Source organism: Capnocytophaga sp. ARDL2 (assembly GCF_041530365.1).
Classification (GTDB): domain Bacteria; phylum Bacteroidota; class Bacteroidia; order Flavobacteriales; family Flavobacteriaceae; genus Flavobacterium.
In genome coordinates this window covers 262,123-286,547 of record NZ_CP168034.1, presented here as the reverse complement: position 1 = coordinate 286,547, position 24,425 = coordinate 262,123, and the positions used below count along the sequence as shown (strand labels likewise).

The window sequence follows — 24,425 nt, the reverse complement described above, 5'->3', positions numbered from 1 at the left end:
GAGGTTGTCCAAAATGGGCAACCTCTCCTTTTAATGAGAAAATATAAGAAAAATAGCATTAGATTAGTTCACAACTAATATCCATGCATTTGGATTTTCGTTTTTAATCACTTCTTGCAAAAATACTTGAGCCTCTTGGTAAGTCAAAAAACTATTGTAAATAACGTTTTTCATAGCCGAACCTTCTTTTTGTATAAAGCGAGCGTTTTCATAGCCTTTATTTTTTAATTCATCGACCAAAATAGACGATCGAGCTTCTGTTCTAAAAGCACCTGCAACTACATGGTAGGCTTTTTCGTTTTTTTGAACAGTGATTTCTTCTATCTTTTCTTGAGTTTTTTCGATGATTTTCGGAACTTCAATATAAAAAGTAGCTTGTTGTATTTCTTTTTCAACACCTTTTTGAACTTCTTTTTCTATTTCCAATGATTGGGTCAAATATTCGCTGTAATCCATATGATATTTCCATACAGAGCCTAAAACGGTCAATCCTATAACAGATGCGGCTGCATAGCCCATCCATTTAGGCATTTTAAACGATTTTGATTTTTCCAAACTTGGTTTTGGAACACGAGATGGTGTCGTATTTTGAACTTGCGAAATAGGTTTTGCAATGATAGGCGACAATCCAAAAGACGAAGTCAAATAATTGGTAGCTCCTATAGGTTCGAAAGAAATTTTTTGAGCTTCGTTCAAAGTCAATTCACCTATGTTTTTTAGGTAAATCGTTTGACGTTCGTTGAGTGATTGATGCCAGTTTTTGATTTCGTTTTCAACCAAAGTCAAAGCTTCTTCAAAAGAAATCGAAAGGGCAATCGCTATATGATTGACCAAAAGACCATCGTTTTGAGTAAGCAGTGAATTGAAAATAATGTTTTTCTTAGGCGGAATGATAATACCGGTAAGGTCGTTTATTTTTGCAGACGTTTTCTCAGTGATAAAGGCACCCAAATTTGGCACAATCACACATTGATGTCTGTATAGTAATTCTGATATGTATTGTCCTATTTTCATACTGCAAAATTAATAAAACAATATCTTATGAAAAAAAATATTAACAAATGTTATCAACAATTTTAGTCAGGGATTTATGTTGAAAAATGTTTATATTTGAGTAATCAAAATCTTTTGACTATGAATAAAGAATTGTTTTCATATTTAAGATTGTTAAAAATCAAAGGGATAGGGGTGAGGTCGGCGAGATTGCTGTTGAATCATTTTGATTCGGTTGAGCAAATTTTCGAGAGTGATGCATGTGAAAAAATAAAAGAATTTTTTGGCAATCAGGTTTCCTTAATAAAAAAAATTACACATTTGTCCGAAGAAGACGAAACGGTTATTTTTAAAGAAATGCAGTTTATGCAAGAACAATCAATTTTGTATGTAGGAATAAAAAATGAAAACTATCCATCAAAATTGAAGTTGTGCGAAGACGCTCCAATTGTATTATTTTACAAAGGAAACATCGAATTGGTAGAAAATTCATGCATAGGTATCGTGGGTACTCGCAAAGCAAGTGCTTATGGGCTAAACGTCACCAAAGAATTTGTATTACAGTTGAAAGACCATCGCCCTACGATTGTCAGCGGTTTTGCTTTTGGGATAGACATACAGGCACATTTGTATGCCGTAGAAAATGATTGTCCTACGGTGGCAGTAATGGGAACTAGTTTTTCGACTATTTATCCTAAGCAACATATCAAATATGTAGATTATTTGATACAAAACAATGGAGTGATACTCACAGAATATCCTACCTGGATGAAAAGTGTTCCAGAGTTGTTTATTCGTCGAAATCGCATCATTGCAGGATTGTCAGATGGCGTTATTGTCGTGCAAAGTGCAACAAAAGGTGGTGCATTGAGTACGGCGTTGTATGCAGTGGGTTATTCGAGAGAGGTATATGCCGTACCAGGAAGAATAGGAGATGCACTCAACGAAGGAGCTATGTGGTTGATACAAACCCAACGAGCTCAGCTGGTGCTTTCGGTAAAAGATGTGATTTCAGATTTGAACTGGGACAAACAAACGGTAGCAAAGAAAAAAGAAGTAGAAAAAAAGACATTAGATTTGTCAAAGTTTACAGAAGACGAAAGAAAAATCGTAGAATTGCTCCAAGAAGACACTCATCACATCGACGAATTGTCGAGAAAAACCACTTTTCCGATGTCAAAACTCAATCATTTATTGATGATGATGGAGTTGAATGGAGATATTCATGCATTGCCTGGAAAAATATTTAGTTTGTAATTGTCAGATATTCAGTAGTTGTAAAAAATAATTGAAAAAAAATAAAAAAAAACTTGCAGAAATGTTTGCAAGTTTGAAAAAGGGTTGTATATTTGCACTCGAAAGTTTGAAACAACAAACACTCAGAACAACGCCCGGATGGCGGAATTGGTAGACGCGCACGACTCAAACTCGTGTTCCTAGGAGTGTGGGTTCGATTCCCACTCCGGGTACTAAACCTCGACAGATGTCGAGGTTTTTTTATTGCTGAAATAAAAAAAAGCCTTTGCAATGTGCGAAGGCTTTTTTTGTAGTACTTCTTAAACTTGTCTTCTATATATTATTGTACTTTTACATAAACGGTTGTCAATTCGTCGTCTTTTTTACATACATCTATCTTTGAAAATGTAAATAATGTTTAAATTATTTTTTTAATTTTTCTTATATTATTGATTAATAATTGTAAAGCTACAAAAAAAACGAAAATTTTCTTAAAAACGTTTAGCTGTAGAGTTTACTTTTTTATTTAAATAAACAGCAAATGGTAAATAGTTTTTTAGAGTTCATAATTTTTTGCATATTATTTTATTTTAAACACAATAGGAAATAAGGACTATATAGATTTTACTAAGGGTAAAATAAACGATGTGTTAAAAAACTTTCCTTTTTCAATTTTCAAAAAAATATTGTACTTTTGGTATATGAGTACAAAAGCAGAATTAGTTTTACAATACATACAATACACCCAACGAAACATATTCCTGACCGGAAAAGCGGGTACAGGTAAAACTACTTTGCTAAAAAAAATACTCGAAACCACCTACAAAAACACCATCGTTGTAGCTCCTACGGGGATTGCCGCTCTCAATGCAGGTGGTGTTACTATTCACTCGTTTTTTCAGTTGCCTTTCAGTGCCTTTGTGCCTAAGGAAGACTTTATTGACGCCAACGAACACGGAATAGTGTTTGAAAATCCCATTACCATTCGTCGTCATTTGCGAATGAATAAAACCAAACAAAATCTCTTCAAATCGTTGCAATTGCTCATCATAGACGAGGTGAGTATGCTCCGTGCCGATGTACTCGATTCGATAGATGTGATTTTGCAATTTGTACGCAAAGACAAACGACCTTTTGGCGGTGTACAAGTACTGTTTATTGGCGATTTGTGGCAGTTGCCCCCAGTGGTAAAATCGGAAGAATGGGATGTGTTGAAAAATTATTACAAAGGGATTTACTTTTTCAATTCCAAAGTATTGGAGCAACATTTACCCTTGTACATAGAGTTGGACAAAATTTATCGTCAGAGCGATCCTGTGTTTTTGGATATTCTCAATCGATTTAGAAATCAAATGGTTACGGAAGATGATGTAGTCAATCTGGAAAAATATGTAAAATTTCCGCTGACAGAAAAAGACAAAAAAGGACGAATTACGCTCACTACTCATAATTATAAAGCTGACGAAATCAATTGGGACGCCTTGCAATCGATTGATGAAAAAGAATTTGTGTTTACCCCAGAAATTGTAGATGATTTTCCTAAAAAACTCTACCCATTGGAAGAGGAATTGGTGCTGAAAAAAGGAGCTCAGGTCATGTTTGTAAAAAACGATTTGACCCCAGAAAAACGCTATTTCAATGGGAAAATTGGCGTAATTACGCATATAAATTCGGAGGAAATCAGGGTGTTTTTTCCAGAGGAAAAGAAAACCATACAAGTTGAAAAATATGTATGGGAAAACATCCGCTATACGATGAATCAGGATACCAAAGAGATAGAGGAGGAGGTATTGGGTACTTTTACACAATATCCACTAAAATTGGCTTGGGCAATTACTGTACACAAATCGCAAGGGTTGACCTTTGAAAAAGCCATACTCGACATCAACGATGTGTTTCAATCGGGACAGGCGTATGTGGCATTGTCGCGTTTGAAAAGCCTTGATGGACTGATTCTTACTCGCAGTGTGCAAGTACGACCTATGGAGGTAGATCAAAACCTCGTATCGTTTTCTGCAACAAAAAACAATCATTTTGCGACTACAGATGCTTTGTTTCAGGCAAAAAAAGAATATATATGGCAACTGTTGCTTGATACTTTTAGTTGGCAAAAAAACACCAATAATTTTATAAATTGGTTAAACGGTTGGCTGTACAACACCGAAAAATCGAGTAGAAATGTGTATAAAAAATGGGCAGAAATCCAGTTGGCATCTTTGCAAAAATTGACCAAAATAGGCAATGGATTTTTGTCGGAACTATACGCTTTGTTTTGTGAAGAGCCTTTTAGAATGCAACATTTTTGGGAACGATTTGACAAGGCATGCCACTATTTTCATCCTTTGTTGGACGAATTGGCGTTTGATACTTTATTTGTCTATCAACAATCCAAAACACAAAAGGGAATGTTGCTGTTTCACGAAGAATTGATACCCTTTGAATACGAACATTTGCAAATGGCATTGCAACTCATCAAAGCGAGAAAAATCGTGCGACAGTTTATTTTTGACAAAGAATTAGACAAAAAAGAAATCGATTCAGACATCAATGTTTACCGAACCAATTTGTCGGTAAAAATCGAGCTACTCATCAGAGAACAGGCATTGCAGTTTGAAGAAGAAGTAAAGGAAAATGCACCAAAAACGATTTCAAAAAATTCTACCACAGACAAAACCTTTTTGCTTTGGGTAAAAAAACCGTCGGTGAGTTTTATAGCCAACGAACGAAAATTGTCCGAAAAAACGATTTATCAGCATTTGGCACAATTGATTGTAGAAGGAAAAATCGAAATTCACGAAGTAATAGCCAAATCAAAATTGAAAGAATTGGAGAAAATATTTAGTAAAACCACTACGGAAAGTACGCTTACAGAAATTCGTGCCATTGCAGGAGAAAAATATTCGTGGGAAGAATTGAAAATTTATCGAGCGTCTAAGTATAGGGAGTAAGTGATGCGTTGAGAAGATTATATGTATCTTTATATAAAAAAAATGAAAAACTTTGATAACAACAATACAATTAGAAGGTAATATTTCAACAGCACAATACGAAATGGCTGTAAAGGCTATAGAGGCATTGGGATTAAAAATCAAACAACCACTTATTCTGTAAAAATCATTGATGCCGTAGAAGAGGCATAAGAAATACTGTCAATAAATCCTCTAATAAATGAAGAAAAGCAATACAAAAAAGAGGGTAAAATCTATAAGTATAGAATAATGATTGTACTTTGGCATTTCTCTTTGTGGTATTTAATAAAAAATAATATAGAGATTGTGGGTTTTTGGGATAATCGTCAAGATCCAATTAAAATGTTTGAGTTGATTGAAAACTAAAAAAGATTTTCAACTTCGCTAAAGTTTTTTCCACAACGGTTATAACTTAGGCGGAGTTTTTTAACTGATTTTTTTTAAGTTTTGAAAATTAGTGTTTTTAGATAATTTTTTTTTTGCGATAGAAAATCTATCTCCTCTTTCTTATATACTCTTCTCCATATACTCGGATACTTCCCTTTTCTACACTTCGATATCGCTCAGGATGAAAGGAAGAGGAAAATGAGAGTGATTAAACGTGGTATTTTGATATAAAAAAGGTTTTCTGAATATGAGAAAACCTTTTGTGTTTTATTATAAAAGCGAAGCTATTTTTTCTGCAGTTTCTTTAAATTCTTCTGCAGTCAGTTGCGTTTTCTTTTCAAAACGAATGTCGTTCATTTCTTGCAACGGAATCAAGTGAACGTGAGTATGAGGTACTTCCAAGCCGATGACAGACATTCCGATACGCTTGCACGGAATCACTTTTTCTAATGCTTGAGCCACTTTATACGAAAACGCCATCAATTCTAAATAACTTTCTTTGTCCATATCAAAAATCTTGTCGATTTCTTGTTTTGGAATGCACAAAGTATGTCCCTTTGCGTTGGGATTGATATCGAGAAAAGCCAAATGTTTTTCGTCCTCGGCTACTTTATAGCAAGGGATTTCTCCGTTGATTATTTTCGTAAAAATACTAGCCATGTGATTAGTCTCTTGTGATTTCTAAAATTTCAAATTTCAATGTACCATTCGGAACTTTGATTTCTGCGATTTCTCCCACAGATTTTCCAAGCAATCCTTTTCCGATAGGAGAGGTTACAGAGATTTTTCCAGATTTTAAATCCGCTTCGCTTTCGGCTACCAAAGTATAGGTGATGATCATATTGTTGGTAGTGTTTTTGATTTTTACCGTTGACAACACCAATACTTTCGAAACGTCTAATTGAGATTCGTCGATCAAACGAGCGTTTGCCAACACTTCTTCCAACTTAGCGATTTTCAATTCCAAAAGTCCTTGAGCCTCTTTTGCAGCGTCGTATTCTGCGTTTTCTGATAAATCTCCTTTGTCTCTCGCGTCAGCAATTGCTTGAGATGCTTTAGGGCGTTCTACACTTTTTAAATGTTCGATTTCGTCTCTTAATTTTTTAAGACCTTCTGCTGTATAATAGGATACTTTACTCATTGTTTTATTAAAATACAAAAAAATCCCCAAGCGGAGGATTTCTTCCTGTTTGACAATTTATATTTTGAATATTATTTTCTGATGCAAAGGTAATTAATTATATTTGTTTTTCAAACAATACTCGTATGAAAAAAATGTTTTTTGCCTTATTGTTGACGATCTTTTCGTTTTCGTGTGAAAACGAAAGGATTTCTTATTTCAATCCGTATTTACCTGAAATGACGGTACATCTGTTGGTTAATCTCAATTTACCCTCTTATGCACCATTGAATTATGCCAACCAGTCGATAATTGAGACCTCACAAGGCTATAATGGAGTGATTGTACATAACACAGGTGTAGGATTTGCAGCCTATGAGGCTACGTGTAGCAATCACGTCATCAACAATCAATCTGTCTTGGTACTCAATGGACAAGTTGCCGAATGCACACACTGTCAGCGAGAGTATTTGTTGATCAACGGACAGCCGATAGACAATGGAATCAATAGTACTTACGGATTAAAACCTTATCATGTTTCTCAATCGGGGAGTATGCTTACGATTACAAATTTTTGATCTGAAAAATGAATAAAAAAAGAGGTACTCGCCTCTTTTTTTATTCACTCAAATCATGAGTGTTTTCGTAATCTTCGTTGGTGATTTTGAAATAATAATTATCACCTTCTTGAAGAAAATCAGATGTTAGAGGTGATGTAATAGGGCTATATCTATGGGTAAAACATTTTGAATTGTCTATTTCCGGATGTTCGTAATTTCCACAGATATATCCTTTGTTATTATCTAAATAAGTTATCTTGAAGTATTTCATTAAATGGTTGTATTCTTGAAATATATGAAAATAATACTCAACAACATGAATTTTTTCATTTGGCTGTAATGTAGTTTGAATAGTATCATTATGATAATAATTAACCCGTTGTGCATTATGAAATAAAAAAAAGTTATTCATTTAACTGAAAATCAGCATATTTGATTCGATAAAACAAATCAAAAATGAACAACTTAGGACAAATCGAAGATTCAATAAAGTTAAATATACGAAAAAATTTTAGAAGTTTTAAAAAAGTTTTTCCCTCATCAGTTTTTCCCTTATCAAAGGAGAAAGCCAAAAATGAGTGATTTAGAACTTGTGAGTTTGAATTTAACTTTTGAATATTTAAGTATTGATAGTGAAATGCAACTGTTTATAAAACTACCTAATTCTTTAAAAACCAACATAAAAGGAGTGTTTACAACAAAAGAAAACGAAATCTTTTTTATCATATAAATCAGATTAGGGAAAAACTTTACTTATTCAAGAAAAAGAGGAAAAGAATCGAAACATTATTTTGACTTCGTCGAATCTTCGATTTCGCAATTATGTAATCAATTTATGATTAAAAGGAATTATGCAAAATCATTCAGCGGTTTTAAAACACGAATTATCAGTAAAATAACTGCTTTAACCTTAATTCGATACATTAACAAATTTGTATTAAAAAAGGAAATAAATAAAATTAAAGCAAGTATAATTTAAAATGCACAACGGGTTTGTTTTATTATTTTGATATACTATTTACTTTTCTAAATAAATAGTTTTCTTAATGAGCGTTAAATTTACTTTAAAAACAAACAAACCGCTCCAAATTGGTGCGGTTTTGTTGTTTTATTCTGGTTTTTGCAATTCGAAAGTTTCCATAAATGCAGTGGTATAGTTTCCTGCAATATAATCTGGATTGTCCATCAATTGTCTGTGGAACGGAATCGTCGTTTTAATTCCTTCGATTACAAACTCGTCTAATGCGCGTTTCATTTTGTTGATGGCTTCTTCTCTGGTTTGAGCCGTAGTAATCAACTTGGCAATCATAGAGTCGTAGTTTGGCGGAATCACATAGCCCGAATACACATGCGTATCGAGGCGTACTCCGTGTCCTCCTGGTGCGTGCAAAGTAGTAATTCTACCTGGCGACGGACGGAAATCGTTGAATGGATCTTCGGCGTTGATACGACATTCGATAGAGTGCAATTGTGGCGTATAGTTTTTTCCAGAAATTGGAATACCTGCTGCTACCAATATTTGTTCTCTAATCAAATCGTAATCAATTACTTGCTCTGTAATTGGATGCTCTACTTGGATACGCGTATTCATCTCCATAAAGTAGAAATTGCGGTCTCTGTCCACCAAAAACTCGATAGTACCTGCACCTTCATATTTGATGTATTCAGCCGCTTTTACCGCAGCTTCACCCATTTTTTCTCTCAATTCGTCAGTCATGAAAGGCGAAGGAGTTTCTTCTGTCAATTTTTGGTGACGACGCTGGATAGAACAGTCTCTTTCAGACAAGTGGCACGCCTTTCCGTACGAATCTCCAACTACTTGGATTTCGATATGGCGAGGATCTACGATGAGTTTTTCCATATACATACCGTCGTTTCCAAAGGCAGCTGCTGCTTCCTGACGAGCAGATTCCCAAGCTTTGTCAAGGTCTTCTTCTTTCCAGATTTCACGCATACCACGACCACCACCACCGGCAGTAGCTTTCATCATCACAGGGTACCCAATTTCCGCAGCCACTTTTTTGGCGTGTTCCAAAGATTCGAGTAATCCGTCAGAACCTGGTACTGTAGGCACACCTGCTTTTTTCATTGTTTCTTTTGCAGTAGCCTTGTCTCCCATGCGTTCGATCATTTCTGGAGAAGCACCGATGAATTTTATTCCGTGTTTTTCACAAAGAGCCGAGAATTTTGCATTTTCAGACAAGAAACCATATCCAGGGTGGATTGCATCGGCATTGGTTACTTCTGCTGCCGCAATGATGTGCGACATTTTCAAATACGATTGTGCACTTGGTGCAGGACCAATACACACCGCCTCGTCTGCAAAACGCACATGCAAACTATCTCTGTCGGCTGTAGAATAAACCGCTACGGTTTTGATTCCCATCTCACGACAAGTTCTGATAATTCTCAATGCAATTTCGCCTCTGTTTGCTATAAGGATTTTATTAAACATGTTTTTTTTAATGAATTAAACGACATTGATTTTTATTTTTTAAACACATAGAAACATAGGTAACATAGATGTTTCTTTGTGAGTAATTAAAGACGCTATGCTTTACATAGATAACATAGATAGTTATTTGTAAATTTTATCTTTTCACAATATTGCCAATGTCAATTAAACTTTTTTGAGAAATCTCACTAAGCTGGTTCAACTAAAAACAAAGGTTGGTCAAACTCTACTGGAGAAGCGTCGTCCACCAATACTTTTACGATTTTACCAGAAATCTCAGATTCGATTTCGTTGAACAATTTCATTGCCTCGATTACACACAATACATCTCCTGTTTTGATCGTAGAACCTACCTCTACAAACGGAGCTTTGTCTGGAGCAGGTTTACGGTAGAAAGTACCAATGATTGGAGATTTTACTGTAATGTATTTAGAGTCGTCCTCGCTTGCCGCTGGAGCCACAGGAGCTGCTGGAGTTTCAGCTACTGGAGCTGGAGCCACAGGAGCTTGAGGTACAGCTACTGGAATGTGTTGTACAAATCCACCGTTCTCTATTGTTGCAGCCTCGGCTGTAGTTTTGATAGTGATTTTGAAATCATCCATTTCCAATTTTACTTCCGTAGCACCTGATTTTGCTACGAATTTGATTAAATTTTGAATTTCTTTAATGTCCATTTCTAATGCGTTTTATTGTTATAGTTATTAGCGTGGGTGTACGCTTTTTAATTTATGAATTATAAGCCCATTTTAGATAAATAGCTCCCCAAGTAAATCCTCCTCCGAAAGCTGCAAATACCAAATTGTCTCCTTTTTTCAATTGTTTTTCGTAATCGTTGAGCAACAAGGGCAAAGTTGCCGATGTGGTATTTCCGTATTTTTCGATGTTGATCATTACTTTTTCCTCTGCCAAATTGATTCGTTGAGCCGTTGCATCAATGATTCGTTTATTGGCTTGATGAGGTACCAACCAGTTTACATCTTCGTTGGTCAGATTGTTTTTCTTCAACAATTGTTCTGAAACATCTGCCATACCCGATACTGCGTATTTAAACACTGTTTTTCCATCTTGGAATACAAAATGCTGTCCGTTGGCTACCGTTTCTTCGTTGGCTGGTAAGATAGAACCTCCAGCTTCGATTTTCAAGAACTCTCTACCAATTCCATCGCTTTTCAAAATTGCGTCTTGGTATCCCAAACCTTCGTTGTTTGGTTCGAAAAGTACTGCCCCTGCACCGTCTCCAAAGATAATGCAAGTCGCACGGTCTTTATAGCTGATGATTGAAGACATTTTGTCTGCACCTATCAAAAGTACTTTTTTATAACGCCCCGATTCGATGTACGAAGCTGCCGAAGACATTCCGAAAAGAAAGCTCGAACAAGCCGCTTGAAGGTCGAAAGCAAAGGCATTGGTAGCTCCGATTTGAGATGCTACATATACTCCTGTAGAGGCTACAGGCATATCGGGAGTAGCTGTGGACATGATGATTAGGTCGATGTCTTTTGGGTCTGTATTGGTTTTTGCCAACACATCTTGAGCTGCTCTGATAGCCATATACGAAGTACCAGCGTTGGGTTCTTTCAAAATCCTGCGTTCTTTGATACCTGTGCGAGTGGTAATCCATTCGTCATTTGTGTCAACTAATGCTTCCAACTCTTTGTTGTTTAGCACATAATCAGGAAGATATTTTCCTACACCAGTAATTGCCGCGGTGATTTTATTCATAATTTATTATGTATGTATTTTTGAACAAAATATTTTAGGGGCGAAAATTACGACTTTTTTACAACATTTGAGCGATTTTTAGGTAAAAAAGTCGTTTTTTTTGTGATTTTAGTAAATAATGTACCTCTCGCGTTTAATTTTTTTTTCTCCAAAGACAATCAAAATTTCATAAAGCTCACACCTATTTTCATAGAAATATAATTATGACGATTGATAAAATCTGAAAAGTTGGGGCGTGTTTCGATGTTTTCCTTTGAAAAATGATACCTCACTCCCAAAGTGCCGTAAAAATTATGGTCAAATCTCATATGATAATCTGCCCCTAAAGTCGTTTCATTAGATTGGTTTTTCATACGAGAATACGGCCCTGTAGATTTTATATGATTTTTGTTCCATTCTACAGTGGGCTCTATAATCTGATTACCTTCGTCAAATTTGAAAGCGTACGAAAGGTAATAACTCTCTGTGAAATTTCTCGTACTATAAAAATTTCCATAAAACTCTCCGTTTTTACTTCCATATAAGAAGTCGTTGCCTGTATTCCTAATGTAAAATTTTCGATAGACAAAAAGCCTATTTTCAAATAACCACTTCTTCCTGGTTTGTGTGCTGTACCCATCATGTTGTTTCCAGCGAGATTGGTAGCACCCAATCCAAACGAAACGCCTCTAAAACCTATGTAATCCCAAAATTTTTTTTCTTGTGAAAACCCACAAAAAGACGAAAACAATAGGAATAGTGTAATCTTTTTTTTCATGTGATTAAAAATTTATAGTTCCTATGTTTATATGATAATTTACAATTTCGCCTGCTTTGTAAGGTCCGACGTATTTGGTTTTGTTTAGATGATAAATGGCGATGTAATATTCGACATCTTTTTCATTGAGCGGAAATCCCATTTTGAATGTTCCATTTTGGTCGGTTTTGCTTTTGAAACAGGATAATGTTCCAAACCGTAGATTTCGTCGTAAATATCTTTGACGGTGGTACTATTTGAGGAATGTTTATATACTATTTCTACTCTGGCATGAGCAATCGGTTGTTGGTTTTTCGTTGCTCTCCCCTCTACAATGGTACGTGTGTCGCCGTCGTAATGTTCTATTCAGCAGTATTTTAAGTAAAAAAGTATTCCGAAAATTAGAATACTAAATCCGAAGGTTTTTATTGCTTTTTTCATATTTAAGGTTGTTAAATTTATTTAAATTCACATCAAAAAAATCTAAAAATCATTAAAAAAATAAAAAATTAAGCGATAATAAAAAGGAGATAGCTTGATTTATATGTTGTTTATTTAAAAATGTTCTATCTTGAGGTTGTGTTATAGAGGGTAAAGAGAATAATATTATTTAATAAATTAAAAAGCTGGTTTATAAAGTTAAATCTAACTTTTTAAGTTTTATTTTTTTATTGTGCTAAACATTTCACAAAGTGTTTTTTTACATTAATATTAGACTACCTTTGTCGCTTAATAATAATTTTTTATAATGAAAAAAAGCTTAATATTACAGTTTCTTTTTTCAATTACTATTCTTTTTGGATGTTCCAAAGATGAATCTTATTTTGAAAATCAACAAAACGTTGAAAAAACACTTGCCGAGAGAAACTTCTGGCATTAACCCTACACGTATTTATTTAGAAGAGCTGTTTAATAATTGGTTTTAATTATGAGAAATATATTAGTATTTTTTAGTTCTTTGATTTTATTCTCGTGTATTTGTAATAATGGTGATACAAGAGTTATTGATTTTAGTAATGAAGATTTACAATATTTTAGATTCATTGATATTCCATCTGTAAAATGCGAAAATCACAATAATGAAATTTTAAGTGGCAATATATTAGATATTAAAAAGTCTAAAGATTATTATAACCTGTTGTGCATTATGAAATAAAATAAAAAAAGTTGTTCATTTAACTGAAATTCAGTATATTTAGTTCGCTAAAACAAATAAAAAATGAACAACTTAGAGCAAATATACGAAAGAATTTTAGAAGTTTTAGAAGATTTTTTTCCTCATCAACTTTTACCTTATCAAAGGAGAAAGCCAAAAATGAGTGATTTAGAATTGGTGAGTTTAAATTTAACAGCAGAATATTTAAGTATTGATAGTGAATTACAACTCTTTAGAAAAATACCTAATTCTTTGAAAAACAAAATAGAAAGAAGTGTTTATAACAAAAGAAAACGAAATCTTTTTTATTATATAAATCAGATTAGGGAAAAACTTGCAATGTGTTTTAATAGAGAGGAGAGTTATTTTGTAATTGATAGTATGCCTTTGAAAATATGTGAAAATGCTAGAGCAATGAGAAGTAAAATTTGTAGAGACGAAAGTTTTTCATATCCTGATTATGGTTTTTGTGCTAGTCAGAAGTTACATTATTTTGGATATAAATTACACATAATCTGTTCAATAGAAGGTATTGTACAAAGTTTAGATATGACTCCAGCATCTGTTCACGATGTTCATTATTTAAAAGATGTTAGTTCTCAAATTCAAAATTGCGTTTTGATTGGTGATAGAGGTTATATATCGTCACAATATCAATTAGATTTGTTTAACACTGCTACTATTCAGTTAGATACACCTAAAAGAATAAATCAAAAAGATTACAAACCTCAATTTTATTTATTCAAAAAGAAGAGAAAAAGAATCGAAACTCTATTTTCTCAACTTTGTGATCAATTTATGATTAAAAGGAATTATGCTAAATCATTCAACGGTTTTAAAACACGAATTATCAGTAAAATAACTGCTTTAACCTTAATTCAATACATTAACAAATTTGTATTAAAAAAGGAAATAAATAAAATTAAAGCAAGTATAATTTAAAATGCACAACGGGTTATTATAGATTAACAAGATGTGATGAAATTATCTTTTATGATTATTCAATGCGTTTAATGTTTGAAAATTTTAATGTAAATGTTTTGTTTGTAAAATCATAAGAGGGTTTAATCAGATTATATTTATCTAAGATTAACAATACTCAAAATAATGATATTGATAATTTTGAAGTGAAAAATTTATATTTAGCTGATTTTGATAGTATCTATTAATAATATGCAATTTGAGAATTCTATTTTAATCAATGGAAAAAACTCATTTACCAATCAAACTTCACAATTAGTTTACAGTAAAGATTATCGCATTTAATATATTTTATATGAAAATGGAAGGTGCTATAAACGTGTAGAATAATAAAGAAACTAGTTGTCCTAAATTTAATGGACAGCTCTTTTTATAAAAATCGTAAGGCTTGTGTAAAATCACTTTTTGCAAAAAAATGATAGGTATTGTAACTTTATTATGTTTTAATAGTAAGAAATATAAAAAATCCATAAACAAATGGTAGCAAATCAAAAAATATGATAAAAAATAAAGGGTAAAAAACAGTTTTGTTGGGTTTGATAGTAGTAAAATGCGTACAATTTTATACCTTCGCAGTCAAATTTAAAGATACGATGAATACAAGAATTTTAATAATTGGAGCTTGTGGTCAAATTGGTACAGAATTGACACAAAAATTGAGAGAAATTTACGGTACAGACAATGTGGTTGCTTCTGATATTAAAAAGAGCGAACACGAGGTTTTTCAGTCAGGTCCTTTTGAGGTTATTGATGCGATGAACTTTGATCAAGTTTCTAATGTGGTAAAAAAATTCCAAATCGAAGAGGTGTATTTGATGGCTGCATTGCTTTCGGCTACAGCAGAAAAAAATCCGTCTTTGGGATGGGAATTAAACATGAATTCTTTGTTTCACGTATTGAATTTAGCCAAAGAGGGCGTAATCAAAAAAATCTTTTGGCCATCAAGTATTGCCGTTTTTGGACCTACAACTCCAAAACAAGGAACGCCTCAATATACGGTAATGGAACCATCAACGGTGTATGGAATTTCAAAACAAGCGGGAGAGCGTTGGTGTGAGTATTACTTCAACAAGTTTGGAGTGGACGTTCGTTCGATTCGTTACCCAGGGTTGATTTCTTGGAAAACATTGCCAGGTGGTGGTACTACAGATTATGCTGTGGATATCTACTATAAAGCATTGGAAAATGGTGCTTATACTTGCTTCTTGAACGAGGCTACAGAGTTGCCAATGATGTATATGGACGATGCTATCAAAGCGACGATTGGAATTATGCAAGCACCAAAAGAATCTATCAAAGTGCGTTCGTCGTACAACTTGAGTGCGATGTCGTTTACACCGGCAGAAATTGCTCAGAGCATTCAAAAGTACATTCCGGATTTTATCATAGACTATGCACCCGATTTTAGACAAGATATTGCCAATTCTTGGCCGAGTAGCATCGATGATAGCGTAGCAAGAGCAGACTGGGGGTGGCAACACGAATACGATTTGGACAGTATGACACAGGCTATGTTGGAAAATTTAAAAAATAAAAAATAGTAGTTGTTTTTTTTTAGATGAAAAACAATGCTATGGATTAAAAAAAACGGTTGATTTTCAATAAATCAACCGTTTTTTTGTTTGTATTAAAATCCTCTTGCTTTTAGAGGGATTTTTGTAGCATCTCTTGTTATTAAATGATTGCCTTCTGAGACAGCAACTGTATGTCCGATTACTGATAGGTTGGGATTTCCCTTTATTTTGTCGTAGTCTTCCATTGCGATGGTAAATAGCAATTCGTAATCTTCGCCACCGTTGATGGCAATGGTAGTAGTGTTGAGATTAAATTCCTCGCATACATTATAAACTTGTGGGTCGATAGGCAGTTTTTCTTCGTACAGCGTACAACCAACAGACGATCGCATACTCAGATGCATAATCGCTGCTGCCAAACCATCGTTGACCAACGTCATTGCGGTAGGTTTTACCTCTAATTTGTCTAAAATATCTTTGATGTCAGTACGAGCCTCTGGTTTCAACTGACGTTCGATGATGTAATTATAATTGTCTAAATCGGGTTGATTGTTCGGATTGACCAAATACACTTGCTTCTCACGTTCCAAAACTTGTAGCCCCATATAGGCAGCACCGATGTCGCCAGAAAGCACGAGTAATTGATTTTCTTTGGCAGTATTTCTCCCTACAAACGCATCTTTTTTTACCTCTCCAAAAACGCTTGAAGAAATAATCAATCCCTTTTGACTTGATGTCAATTGGTTGTAAATTAAGTCTATTTTGTAAAACGAACTTGCCAAACGTACTCCTTCGTAAAACTCTTCGATAGCCTCTAAAGAAAAGCGGTTAGAAAGAGCCAATTGAATAGAAATTTGAGCAGGAACGGCGTGCATAGCACTGATGTTTGAGATACTCGCTACAACGGTTTTGTAGCCCAAGTGTTTCAAAGGTGCGTACGACAAATCAAAATGTACACCTTCTACCCAAAGCAATCCAGAAGTAACTGTTTTTTTTGTTTTATAATCGAGAATCGATGCATCATCTCCTTGAGCTACTAAGGTAGATTTGTTTTGCACCGGAAAACTATTTTGAATCTGTTGTGCAAGTGATACACTGCCTATTTGTTCTATTGATGTTTTTTGTGAAGGGTGACTGTCTAACATTTTAAAGGAAAATTTCTATGAAAGGCAAATTTACATTAATTTTTTATGGTTTTACCAATATAATTAAGAAACAATTTGTGTTTTTAATCTAAGGTAAGAGTTTTTTACCACATAACACACAGTAGAAACATAGAAATAATCCGTTGTGCATTATGAAATAAATAAAAAAGTTGTTTATTTAGCTGAAAATTAGTATATTTAGTTCGCTAAAACAAATCAAAAATGAACATCTTAGGATAAATCGAAGATTCAACGAAGTTAAATATACGAAAGAATTTTAGAAGTTTTAAAAAAGTTTTTTCCTCATCAGGTTTTCCCTCATCAAAGGCGAAAGCCAAAAATGAGTGATTTAGAACTTGTGAGTTTGAATTTAACGGCTGAATATTTAAGTATTGATAGTGAAATGTAGCTGTTTAGAAAACCACCTAATTCTTTGAGAAACAAAATAGAAAGGAGTGTTTACAACAAAAGAAAATAGAATTTTTTTATCATATAAATCCATTATTTTGGGTATAAATTACACATTATCTGTTCTGTAGAAGAAATTATTCAAAATCGTTTAGCGGTTTTAAAACACGAATTATCAGTAAAATAACTGCTTTAACCTTAATTCAATACATTAACAAATTTGTATTAAAAAAGGAAATAAATAAAATTAAAGCAAGTATAATTTAAAATGCACAATAGATAATTGTAGATTGCTTTTATTTGAAAGTTTATTTAAAACAATCTTATAAAACGCTATTTTTATTATATTTGCTTTTGCAAAAAAATTAAACATGGGATTGGTTTCGGCAAAAGAAATTTCTAAAGCGTTGAAAATAGACAAGTTAGGTTTTGTTGGTACATTCACCAGTTGGTGTATGATGCAGGCTTTGCAGATTTCTAAAGTGAATAAAGTGTATGATAGAAACAAACATCTGAGTGATTTGGAGTTTCTGGATGCAATTTTAAACGAATTTAAAGTAGAATTTGAAATCGATTTGGAGGAATTGAAAAGATTGCCTTCCAATGGTGCGTATATTACCATTTCCAACCATCCTTTGGGTGGAATCGACGGGATTTTATTGCTAAAATTGATGCGAGAAATCAATCCAAATTACAAAATTATCGCCAATTTTCTCTTGCATAGAATCGAGCCGTTGAGACCTTATATTATGCCTGTAAATCCTTTTGAAAATCACAAAGATGCAAAATCGAGTGTGTTGGGTATCAAACAAACTCTGCAACATCTGAAAGACGGTTTTCCCTTGGGAATTTTCCCTGCGGGTGAGGTGTCTAACTGCGAAGAAGACGGTAAAATCGTGGACAAACCGTGGGAAGAAGGTGCTATTAAGGTGATTAAGAAAGCAGAAGTGCCTGTGGTTCCGATTTATTTTCATGCTCAAAATAGCAAATTGTTTTACGCATTGGCAAAGTTGAGCCCTACGCTTCAAACGGCAAAACTACCTTCGGAATTGTTTAGCCAAAAAGGAAGAGTAATCCGTGTGCGTATCGGTAAGCCTATTTCGGTAAAAGAACAAAAAGAAATCGAATCTATCGAAGATTTCGGCAATTTTTTGCGTCAAAAAACCTATCTTTTGGCAAATACTACCGCGGACGACAAAAAAACTTATATCAAAATCCCTTCGTTGAAATTGTCTCAACGACCACCAGCAGAAATCGAAAGTCCTGTGCATGAAAATCTGATTTTGCAGGAAATCGAGCAGTTGCGAAAAGGCAATGAACGCCTCTTACAAAGTAAAAATTACGAGGTGTTTTTGGCAGAGTCTTCTCAAATTCCTCATATCATGAAAGAAATCGGTCGATTGAGAGAAATTACTTTCCGTGCTGTGGGCGAGGGTACCAACAATTCTATCGACTTGGACAAATATGATGAACATTATCATCATATGTTTCTTTGGGACGACGATGCCAAATGTATCGCCGGTGCCTATCGTATGGGATTGGGTAAACGAATTTATCCAAAACATGGAATACAAGGGTTTTACCTCACTGAGTTGTTTACATTCGACCCAGAGGTCTATACTATGCTCGAACATTCTATCGAGATGGGGCGTGCCTTTATCGTAGGCGAATACCAGCAAAAGCTGATGCCTTTGTTCTTGCTTTGGAAAGGAATCGTACACACGACGCTGAGGTATCCAGAACACAAATATTTGATTGGCGGAGTGAGTATCAGCAATCAGTTTACCGATTTTAGTAAATCGTTGATGATTGAGTTTATGAAATCGCATTTTTACGACCCATTTGTGGCACAATTTGTAAAAGCGAAAAAAGAATACAAAGTAAAACTCAAAGATGCAGACAAAGACTTTGTGTTTAATGTAGCCGAGGCAGATTTGAATAAATTTGACAAGCTCATCGAAGAGGTAGAACCAGGAGGATTGCGATTGCCAGTTTTGATAAAAAAATACATCAAGCAAAACGCTCGTGTGATAGGGTTTAATGTCGATCCGTTGTTTAACAATGCTATTGATGGTCTTATGTACATTCGCATAGACGATTTGCCAGAAGATACCGTAAGACCTGTGATGGAAGAGCTGCAAAAACAAATGGAAATGAACCCAAATAGCGAGTTGTTTCAATAATATTAGGAAAAACTATTTCACTATATAACAATAAAACTTTTACTAATTTTGCACCATGGCAAAACAAGAAGATATTTTTAAAAATGTAATTTCGCATGCAAAAGAGTATGGATATATTTTCCCATCAAGCGAAATTTACGACGGACTCAGTGCCGTATATGACTACGCTCAAAACGGAGTAGAGCTAAAGAAAAACATTCGTGAATATTGGTGGAAATCAATGGTGCAAATGCACGAAAACATTGTGGGTATAGACGCTGCAATTTTTATGCATCCCACCACTTGGAAAGCATCGGGGCATATCGATGCGTTCAACGACCCATTGATTGACAACAAAGATTCTAAAAAACGATACAGAGCCGATGTGTTGATTGAGGATTATTGCGAAAAATTGTATCAAAAAGCTCAAAAGGAAATCGAAAAAGCGAGAAATCGTTTTGGAGAAGCCTTTGACGAAGAGCAATTTGTGTCGACCAATCCTCGTGTGGTGGAATATCTTTCAAAAAAGAAAGAAATCCTCGAACGTATGGCAAAAGGTTTGGACAGTGGCGACCTTGCCGATGTAAAATTACTCATCGAAGAGTTGGGCATTGCCGACCCAGAAACAGGTTCTAAAAACTGGACAGATGTGCGTCAGTTCAACCTTATGTTTGCTACAAAACTCGGAGCGTCTGCCGATACAGCGATGGATTTGTATTTGCGTCCTGAAACCGCTCAAGGAATTTTTGTAAACTTCCTAAATGTACAAAAAACAGGAAGAATGAAAATACCGTTTGGAATTGCTCAAACAGGAAAAGCGTTTAGAAATGAGATTGTTGCAAGACAATTTATCTTCCGTATGCGTGAGTTTGAACAAATGGAAATGCAATTTTTTGTAAAACCAGGCGAAGAAATGAAGTGGTACGACTACTGGAAAGAAACGCGTCTAAAATGGCATCTTTCTTTGGGAATGGGTAGAGAAAACTACCGTTTCCACGACCACGAAAAATTGGCTCACTATGCCAATGCAGCAGCCGATATTGAGTTCAACTTCCCATTCGGATTCAAAGAATTGGAAGGAATCCACTCGCGTACCGATTTCGATTTGAAAGCACACGAGCAACATTCGGGTAAAAAATTACAATTCTTTGACAACGAAACCAATTCCTCTTATGTGCCGTATGTTGTTGAAACTTCGGTAGGATTGGATCGTATGTTTTTGGCAGTATTTTCAAAAGCCTTGCAAGAAGAGACTTTGGAAGACGGTTCTACACGCACCGTTTTGAAATTGCCATCGGTTTTGGCACCAACCAAAGCAGCGGTATTGCCATTGGTAAAAAAAGACGGATTGCCAGAAGTAGCCAGAGAAATCATCGAAGATTTGAAATGGGATTTCAATGTGGCTTATGACGAAAAAGATGCTGTAGGTCGTCGTTACCGTCGTCAAGATGCATTGGGTACTCCATTCTGTATCACGGTAGATCACCAAACTTTGGAAGACAAAACGGTAACCATCCGCCACAGAGATACGATGCAACAAGAAAGAGTAGCGATTTCAGATTTGAGAAACATTATCAACGATGAGGTTTCTATGAGAAATTGGTTACAGAAAATGAAATAATACACCTTTGGTGTTTGTATGTTAGCCACTAATTACACGAATTAACTCAAATTATATAATTTTGAAAATTCGTGAAATTCGTGGCTAATTAAATTTAAACTATGAAAAACCTCAGACAACTTTTATTCCTTGTTATTATTTGCATCAGCCTATTTTTCAGCTGTGCAAAACGCGGTTATATCACAGGTGGACCTCAAGACACCCTGCCACCCGTATTATTGAAAGCTATTCCTGAAAATTTTTCAACTCAATTCAACGAAAAAACAATCAAATTGTCGTTTGATGAATATGTAAAACTAAACAATGTCAATCAACAATTGATTATTTCGCCTCCAATGGAGCAAATGCCCGAACTTTCCCCTATGGGATTGGCAAATAAAACGGTAACGATCAAGTTGAAAGACAGTCTGAAATCCAATACCACCTATTCTTTTAACTTTGGAAATAGCATCGTGGACAACAATGAAGGCAATGCTTTTGAAGCGTTTAAATATGTGTTTTCTACAGGCAAATTTATCGATTCTTTGCAAGTAAATGTACAATTGCGAGATGCTTTCGAACCTACGCTCAATCAGGGGGTAAAAGTGATGTTGTACGAAGCCGAAAATTTTAAAGATTCGTTGATTTTCAAGAAAAAGCCGTATTATGTAGCTCACGCAGCCAAAGGACAAACTTCGGCAACTTTAGAAAATATCAAAGCAGGTGAATATGTGCTTTTTGCACTGACAGACGATAATAACAACTATACTTTTCAACCCAAATTGGAAAAAATAGCATTTTTGTCTCATTCGATTAGCGTACCAACAGATTCTATTTTTGTACTAACGCTTTTCAAAGAGCAACCACAAAACAACATTTCTCGTCCGTCGATGTTGTCAAAAAACAAATGGTTGGTGCCGTTTGAGGGAGAATATAAAAATATTACCATTGAGGTTTCTGATTTTGAAAAGAAAATACCGTCGGCTTTTTACAAAGTAGCAGATAAAGATTCGTTGCATGTATTTATGCCAGAAATAGCGAAAGATTCGTTGAAATTTTCGTTTACCAATGGCGATTATACAAAAGAATATGTGCTAAAACCTCGAAATGTAAAGACTATCGATACGCTAAATGTTTCTTTCAGAACAGGAAGTGTATTGCATTTTAGGGATAGTTTGCAAATAAGCAGTACCACACCCATTGTGCAATTTGACAAGGAAAAAATCCAACTGACAGACGATAAAGAAAACGAAACAATTTTCGATATTGTTCAAGATAAATTGAAGAACATTTTGTATTTGATTTTTGACAAAAAAGAAAATACTTCTTACAAATTGCAACTTTATCCTGGAGCAGTAACCGATTTGTTTCAAAAGTCAAACGATTCGTTGCGTTGGGAAGGAAAGACAACTTCGTATGCAGATTATGCCAATCTTACAGTAACAGTCGAGCATACTGAAGAAGTCCCTTTGATATTTGAATTGCTCAACGATAAAAACAAAGTCGTACAAAAACAAATCGTTCCCGAAAACAAGCAATTGGTTTTCCAACGATTAGAACCAGGAAAATACCAAGCTCGAGTAATCATCGATGCCAACGTCAATGGCAAGTGGGATTCAGGAAATTATTTAGAAAAACGCCAATCCGAAACCATCGTCAATCTCCCAGTCATTTGGGACGCAAGAGCTAATTGGGAATTGAATGAAACGGTGAGGGTGGGAGATTAAATTTTGTATAATGTAAATTGAAAAAATGTATAATGTTTTTTTACAACAATTTAATATTATACTAAAAAAATAATTATTTGGAATGATAAACTAAATTCTATAATAAATCGTTCAAATACAAAAAAGAAGAACATTATACAATCTACAACAATACAATTTACAGTTAAAAGATACCCCATGCCCCAAATCATCATACATACAGACGGTTCGTCACGCGGCAATCCAGGTCCGGGTGGATTTGGTGTGGTTTTACAACAGGTAGGAACCCAGCGTCAAAAGGAAATCGCACAGGGCTATCGATACACGACCAACAATCGCATGGAATTATTGGCGGTAATTGTAGGTTTGGAAGCTTTGAAAATAGAGAATTGTGATGTTTTGGTAGTTTCTGATTCTAAGTATGTAGTAGATGCCATCAATCAGCATTGGATTGTAGGTTGGCAAAAAAAAGGATTTAAAGGAGTGAAAAATCCCGATTTATGGCAGCGCTTTTTACAGGTGTATCGCAAACATAAGGTTCAATTTCAGTGGATCAAGGGACACAACAATCATCCGTTGAACGAACGCTGTGATTTTCTTGCAGTAAATGCGTCCAAACAAGAAAACTTATTGATAGACGAAGGATACGAACAACAAAATTTATTTGATATATAATATGAAGACATTTGACCCAAAAGAATTAAACCCAATGCAAGTGCAAAACTATTTGCAATCTGCCATAGGGCCAAGACCCATCGCATTAGCAAGTACAATCGATGCAAATGGCAATCACAATTTATCACCGTTTAGCTTTTTTAATATTTTTAGTTCCAATCCACCTGTGTTGATTTTCTCTCCAGCACGTAGAGTGAGAAACAGTACCACAAAGCATACTTTAGAAAATGTAAAAGAAATCAAAGAAGTGGTAATCAATGTGGTAAATTATGATATTGTACAGCAAACCTCTTTGTCATCTACAGAATATGGAGACGGAGTAGATGAGTTTGTAAAAGCAGGATTTACAAAAGTTGCCTCAGAAAACATTCGACCAATGCGAGTAAAAGAAAGCCCTGTGCAATTGGAATGTATCGTGAAAGATGTAGTAGCATTGGGCGATCAAGGAGGAGCAGGAAATTTGGTGATTTGTGAAGTAGTAAAGTTTCATATCAACGAAGATATTTTAGACGAAAACGGAGTAATTGATACCAAAAAAATCGATTTAGTAGCTCGTATGGGAGGTAACTGGTACACTCGAGCGATTGACGGAATGTTTGAAGTAGAAAAACCATTGGTAACGTTGGGGGTGGGGGTAGATGCCTTGCCTCAGTCGGTAGTTGCACAAGGATTTTTTACAGGAAATGAGTTGGGGATTTTAGGAAACATTGAAATAATTCCAACACAAGAAGAAGTAGAAGACTACAAATTGTCAAATGATACGATTCAGCAATGGTTAAATGACAAAAACACAAAAGAAATTTGTATGTTTGCGAAAGAATGTATCAAGAAAGGGCAAGTAGATCAGGCTTGGAAAGCAGTTTTATGTGCTGCTACTATTCAATAAATTTAAAGAAGGAA

General features: G+C 34.7%; 20 protein-coding genes, 1 tRNA gene and 3 pseudogenes. 14 read left to right on the top strand and 10 right to left on the bottom strand.

The window, feature by feature from the left end; all coding sequences use genetic code 11:
• Window positions 1-63: 63 nt before the first annotated feature.
• Window positions 64-1,014 carry an SPOR domain-containing protein gene (locus AB4865_RS01515; protein WP_372473976.1) on the bottom strand — a complete coding sequence of 317 codons (951 nt, stop codon included), beginning with the start codon at window positions 1,012-1,014 and terminating at the stop codon, window positions 64-66.
• A 120-nt stretch (window positions 1,015-1,134) separates the two neighbouring features.
• On the opposite strand from AB4865_RS01515, the gene dprA reads away from it, so the two are divergent.
• The 3 genes from dprA to AB4865_RS01500 all read left to right on the top strand — a co-directional run bounded on the left by dprA (window position 1,135) and on the right by AB4865_RS01500 (window position 5,177).
• Entirely contained in the window at window positions 1,135-2,250 is a 1,116-nt protein-coding gene (dprA, locus tag AB4865_RS01510) for a DNA-processing protein DprA (RefSeq protein WP_372473975.1), read from the top strand.
• A 132-nt stretch (window positions 2,251-2,382) separates the two neighbouring features.
• Window positions 2,383-2,462, top strand: a tRNA-Leu gene (locus AB4865_RS01505).
• A 468-nt stretch (window positions 2,463-2,930) separates the two neighbouring features.
• Window positions 2,931-5,177 (top strand): helix-turn-helix domain-containing protein, encoded by a 2,247-nt coding sequence (locus AB4865_RS01500; RefSeq protein ID WP_372473974.1) that lies wholly within the window; start codon window positions 2,931-2,933, stop codon window positions 5,175-5,177.
• A gap of 678 nt (window positions 5,178-5,855) precedes the next feature.
• On the opposite strand, the gene AB4865_RS01495 is transcribed toward AB4865_RS01500, so the two are convergent.
• Both AB4865_RS01495 and greA read right to left on the bottom strand, forming a co-directional pair.
• On the bottom strand, window positions 5,856-6,245 hold the full coding sequence (locus AB4865_RS01495) for an HIT family protein (protein WP_372473973.1): 390 nt from the start codon (window positions 6,243-6,245) through the stop codon (window positions 5,856-5,858).
• A 4-nt stretch (window positions 6,246-6,249) separates the two neighbouring features.
• Window positions 6,250-6,726, bottom strand: coding sequence for a transcription elongation factor GreA (greA, locus tag AB4865_RS01490; protein WP_372473972.1), 477 nt, complete (start codon window positions 6,724-6,726; stop codon window positions 6,250-6,252).
• Window positions 6,727-6,851: 125 nt separating this feature from the next.
• Here greA and AB4865_RS01485 point away from each other — a divergent pair, with 125 nt between their 5' ends.
• Window positions 6,852-7,283, top strand: a complete 432-nt coding sequence (locus tag AB4865_RS01485; RefSeq protein WP_372473971.1) for a hypothetical protein — start codon at window positions 6,852-6,854, stop codon at window positions 7,281-7,283.
• 40 nt (window positions 7,284-7,323) lie between these two features.
• Here the strand turns inward: AB4865_RS01485 and AB4865_RS01480 are convergent, their stop codons facing one another.
• Window positions 7,324-7,536 (bottom strand): hypothetical protein, encoded by a 213-nt coding sequence (locus AB4865_RS01480; protein WP_372473970.1) that lies wholly within the window; start codon window positions 7,534-7,536, stop codon window positions 7,324-7,326.
• Between the two features lie 225 nt (window positions 7,537-7,761).
• On the opposite strand from AB4865_RS01480, the pseudogene AB4865_RS01475 reads away from it, so the two are divergent.
• Window positions 7,762-8,244 (top strand): annotated as a pseudogene (locus AB4865_RS01475) (hypothetical protein).
• A gap of 129 nt (window positions 8,245-8,373) precedes the next feature.
• Here AB4865_RS01475 and accC read toward each other — a convergent pair.
• The 5 genes from accC to AB4865_RS01450 all read right to left on the bottom strand — a co-directional run bounded on the left by accC (window position 8,374) and on the right by AB4865_RS01450 (window position 12,199).
• Entirely contained in the window at window positions 8,374-9,720 is a 1,347-nt protein-coding gene (gene accC / locus AB4865_RS01470; RefSeq protein WP_372473969.1) for an acetyl-CoA carboxylase biotin carboxylase subunit, read from the bottom strand.
• Between the two features lie 188 nt (window positions 9,721-9,908).
• Complete coding sequence (accB, locus tag AB4865_RS01465; protein ID WP_372473968.1) at window positions 9,909-10,394, bottom strand: acetyl-CoA carboxylase biotin carboxyl carrier protein; 486 nt, start codon at window positions 10,392-10,394, stop codon at window positions 9,909-9,911.
• A gap of 52 nt (window positions 10,395-10,446) precedes the next feature.
• Window positions 10,447-11,442, bottom strand: coding sequence for a beta-ketoacyl-ACP synthase III (locus AB4865_RS01460; protein ID WP_372473967.1), 996 nt, complete (start codon window positions 11,440-11,442; stop codon window positions 10,447-10,449).
• 158 nt (window positions 11,443-11,600) lie between these two features.
• Entirely contained in the window at window positions 11,601-11,795 is a 195-nt protein-coding gene (locus tag AB4865_RS01455; RefSeq protein WP_372473966.1) for a hypothetical protein, read from the bottom strand.
• 56 nt (window positions 11,796-11,851) lie between these two features.
• Window positions 11,852-12,199 carry a hypothetical protein gene (locus tag AB4865_RS01450; protein WP_372473965.1) on the bottom strand — a complete coding sequence of 116 codons (348 nt, stop codon included), beginning with the start codon at window positions 12,197-12,199 and terminating at the stop codon, window positions 11,852-11,854.
• A 1,198-nt stretch (window positions 12,200-13,397) separates the two neighbouring features.
• Here AB4865_RS01450 and AB4865_RS01445 point away from each other — a divergent pair.
• Window positions 13,398-14,276, top strand: coding sequence for an IS982 family transposase (locus tag AB4865_RS01445; protein ID WP_372472445.1), 879 nt, complete (start codon window positions 13,398-13,400; stop codon window positions 14,274-14,276).
• 632 nt (window positions 14,277-14,908) lie between these two features.
• A complete protein-coding gene (locus AB4865_RS01440; protein ID WP_372473964.1) occupies window positions 14,909-15,856 on the top strand; it encodes an L-threonine 3-dehydrogenase in 948 nt (315 codons plus the stop codon).
• Between the two features lie 86 nt (window positions 15,857-15,942).
• Here the strand turns inward: AB4865_RS01440 and thiL are convergent, their stop codons facing one another.
• Entirely contained in the window at window positions 15,943-16,974 is a 1,032-nt protein-coding gene (gene thiL, locus AB4865_RS01435; RefSeq protein ID WP_372473963.1) for a thiamine-phosphate kinase, read from the bottom strand.
• Between the two features lie 262 nt (window positions 16,975-17,236).
• Here thiL and AB4865_RS01430 point away from each other — a divergent pair.
• From AB4865_RS01430 to AB4865_RS01400, 7 genes and pseudogenes are all read left to right on the top strand, one after another.
• Window positions 17,237-17,449, top strand: a pseudogene (locus tag AB4865_RS01430) (IS982 family transposase); the annotation flags it as partial.
• Window positions 17,450-17,511: 62 nt separating this feature from the next.
• A pseudogene (locus AB4865_RS01425) lies at window positions 17,512-17,649 on the top strand (IS982 family transposase); the annotation flags it as partial.
• A gap of 104 nt (window positions 17,650-17,753) precedes the next feature.
• Complete coding sequence (locus tag AB4865_RS01420) at window positions 17,754-19,565, top strand: GNAT family N-acyltransferase (protein WP_372473962.1); 1,812 nt, start codon at window positions 17,754-17,756, stop codon at window positions 19,563-19,565.
• Window positions 19,566-19,620: 55 nt separating this feature from the next.
• Entirely contained in the window at window positions 19,621-21,165 is a 1,545-nt protein-coding gene (locus AB4865_RS01415; RefSeq protein WP_372473961.1) for a glycine--tRNA ligase, read from the top strand.
• Window positions 21,166-21,266: 101 nt separating this feature from the next.
• On the top strand, window positions 21,267-22,871 hold the full coding sequence (locus AB4865_RS01410; RefSeq protein WP_372473960.1) for an Ig-like domain-containing protein: 1,605 nt from the start codon (window positions 21,267-21,269) through the stop codon (window positions 22,869-22,871).
• A gap of 177 nt (window positions 22,872-23,048) precedes the next feature.
• Entirely contained in the window at window positions 23,049-23,525 is a 477-nt protein-coding gene (rnhA, locus tag AB4865_RS01405; protein WP_372473959.1) for a ribonuclease HI, read from the top strand.
• A 1-nt stretch (window position 23,526) separates the two neighbouring features.
• Window positions 23,527-24,411 (top strand): flavin reductase family protein, encoded by an 885-nt coding sequence (locus AB4865_RS01400; protein ID WP_372473958.1) that lies wholly within the window; start codon window positions 23,527-23,529, stop codon window positions 24,409-24,411.
• Window positions 24,412-24,425: the final 14 nt, after the last annotated feature.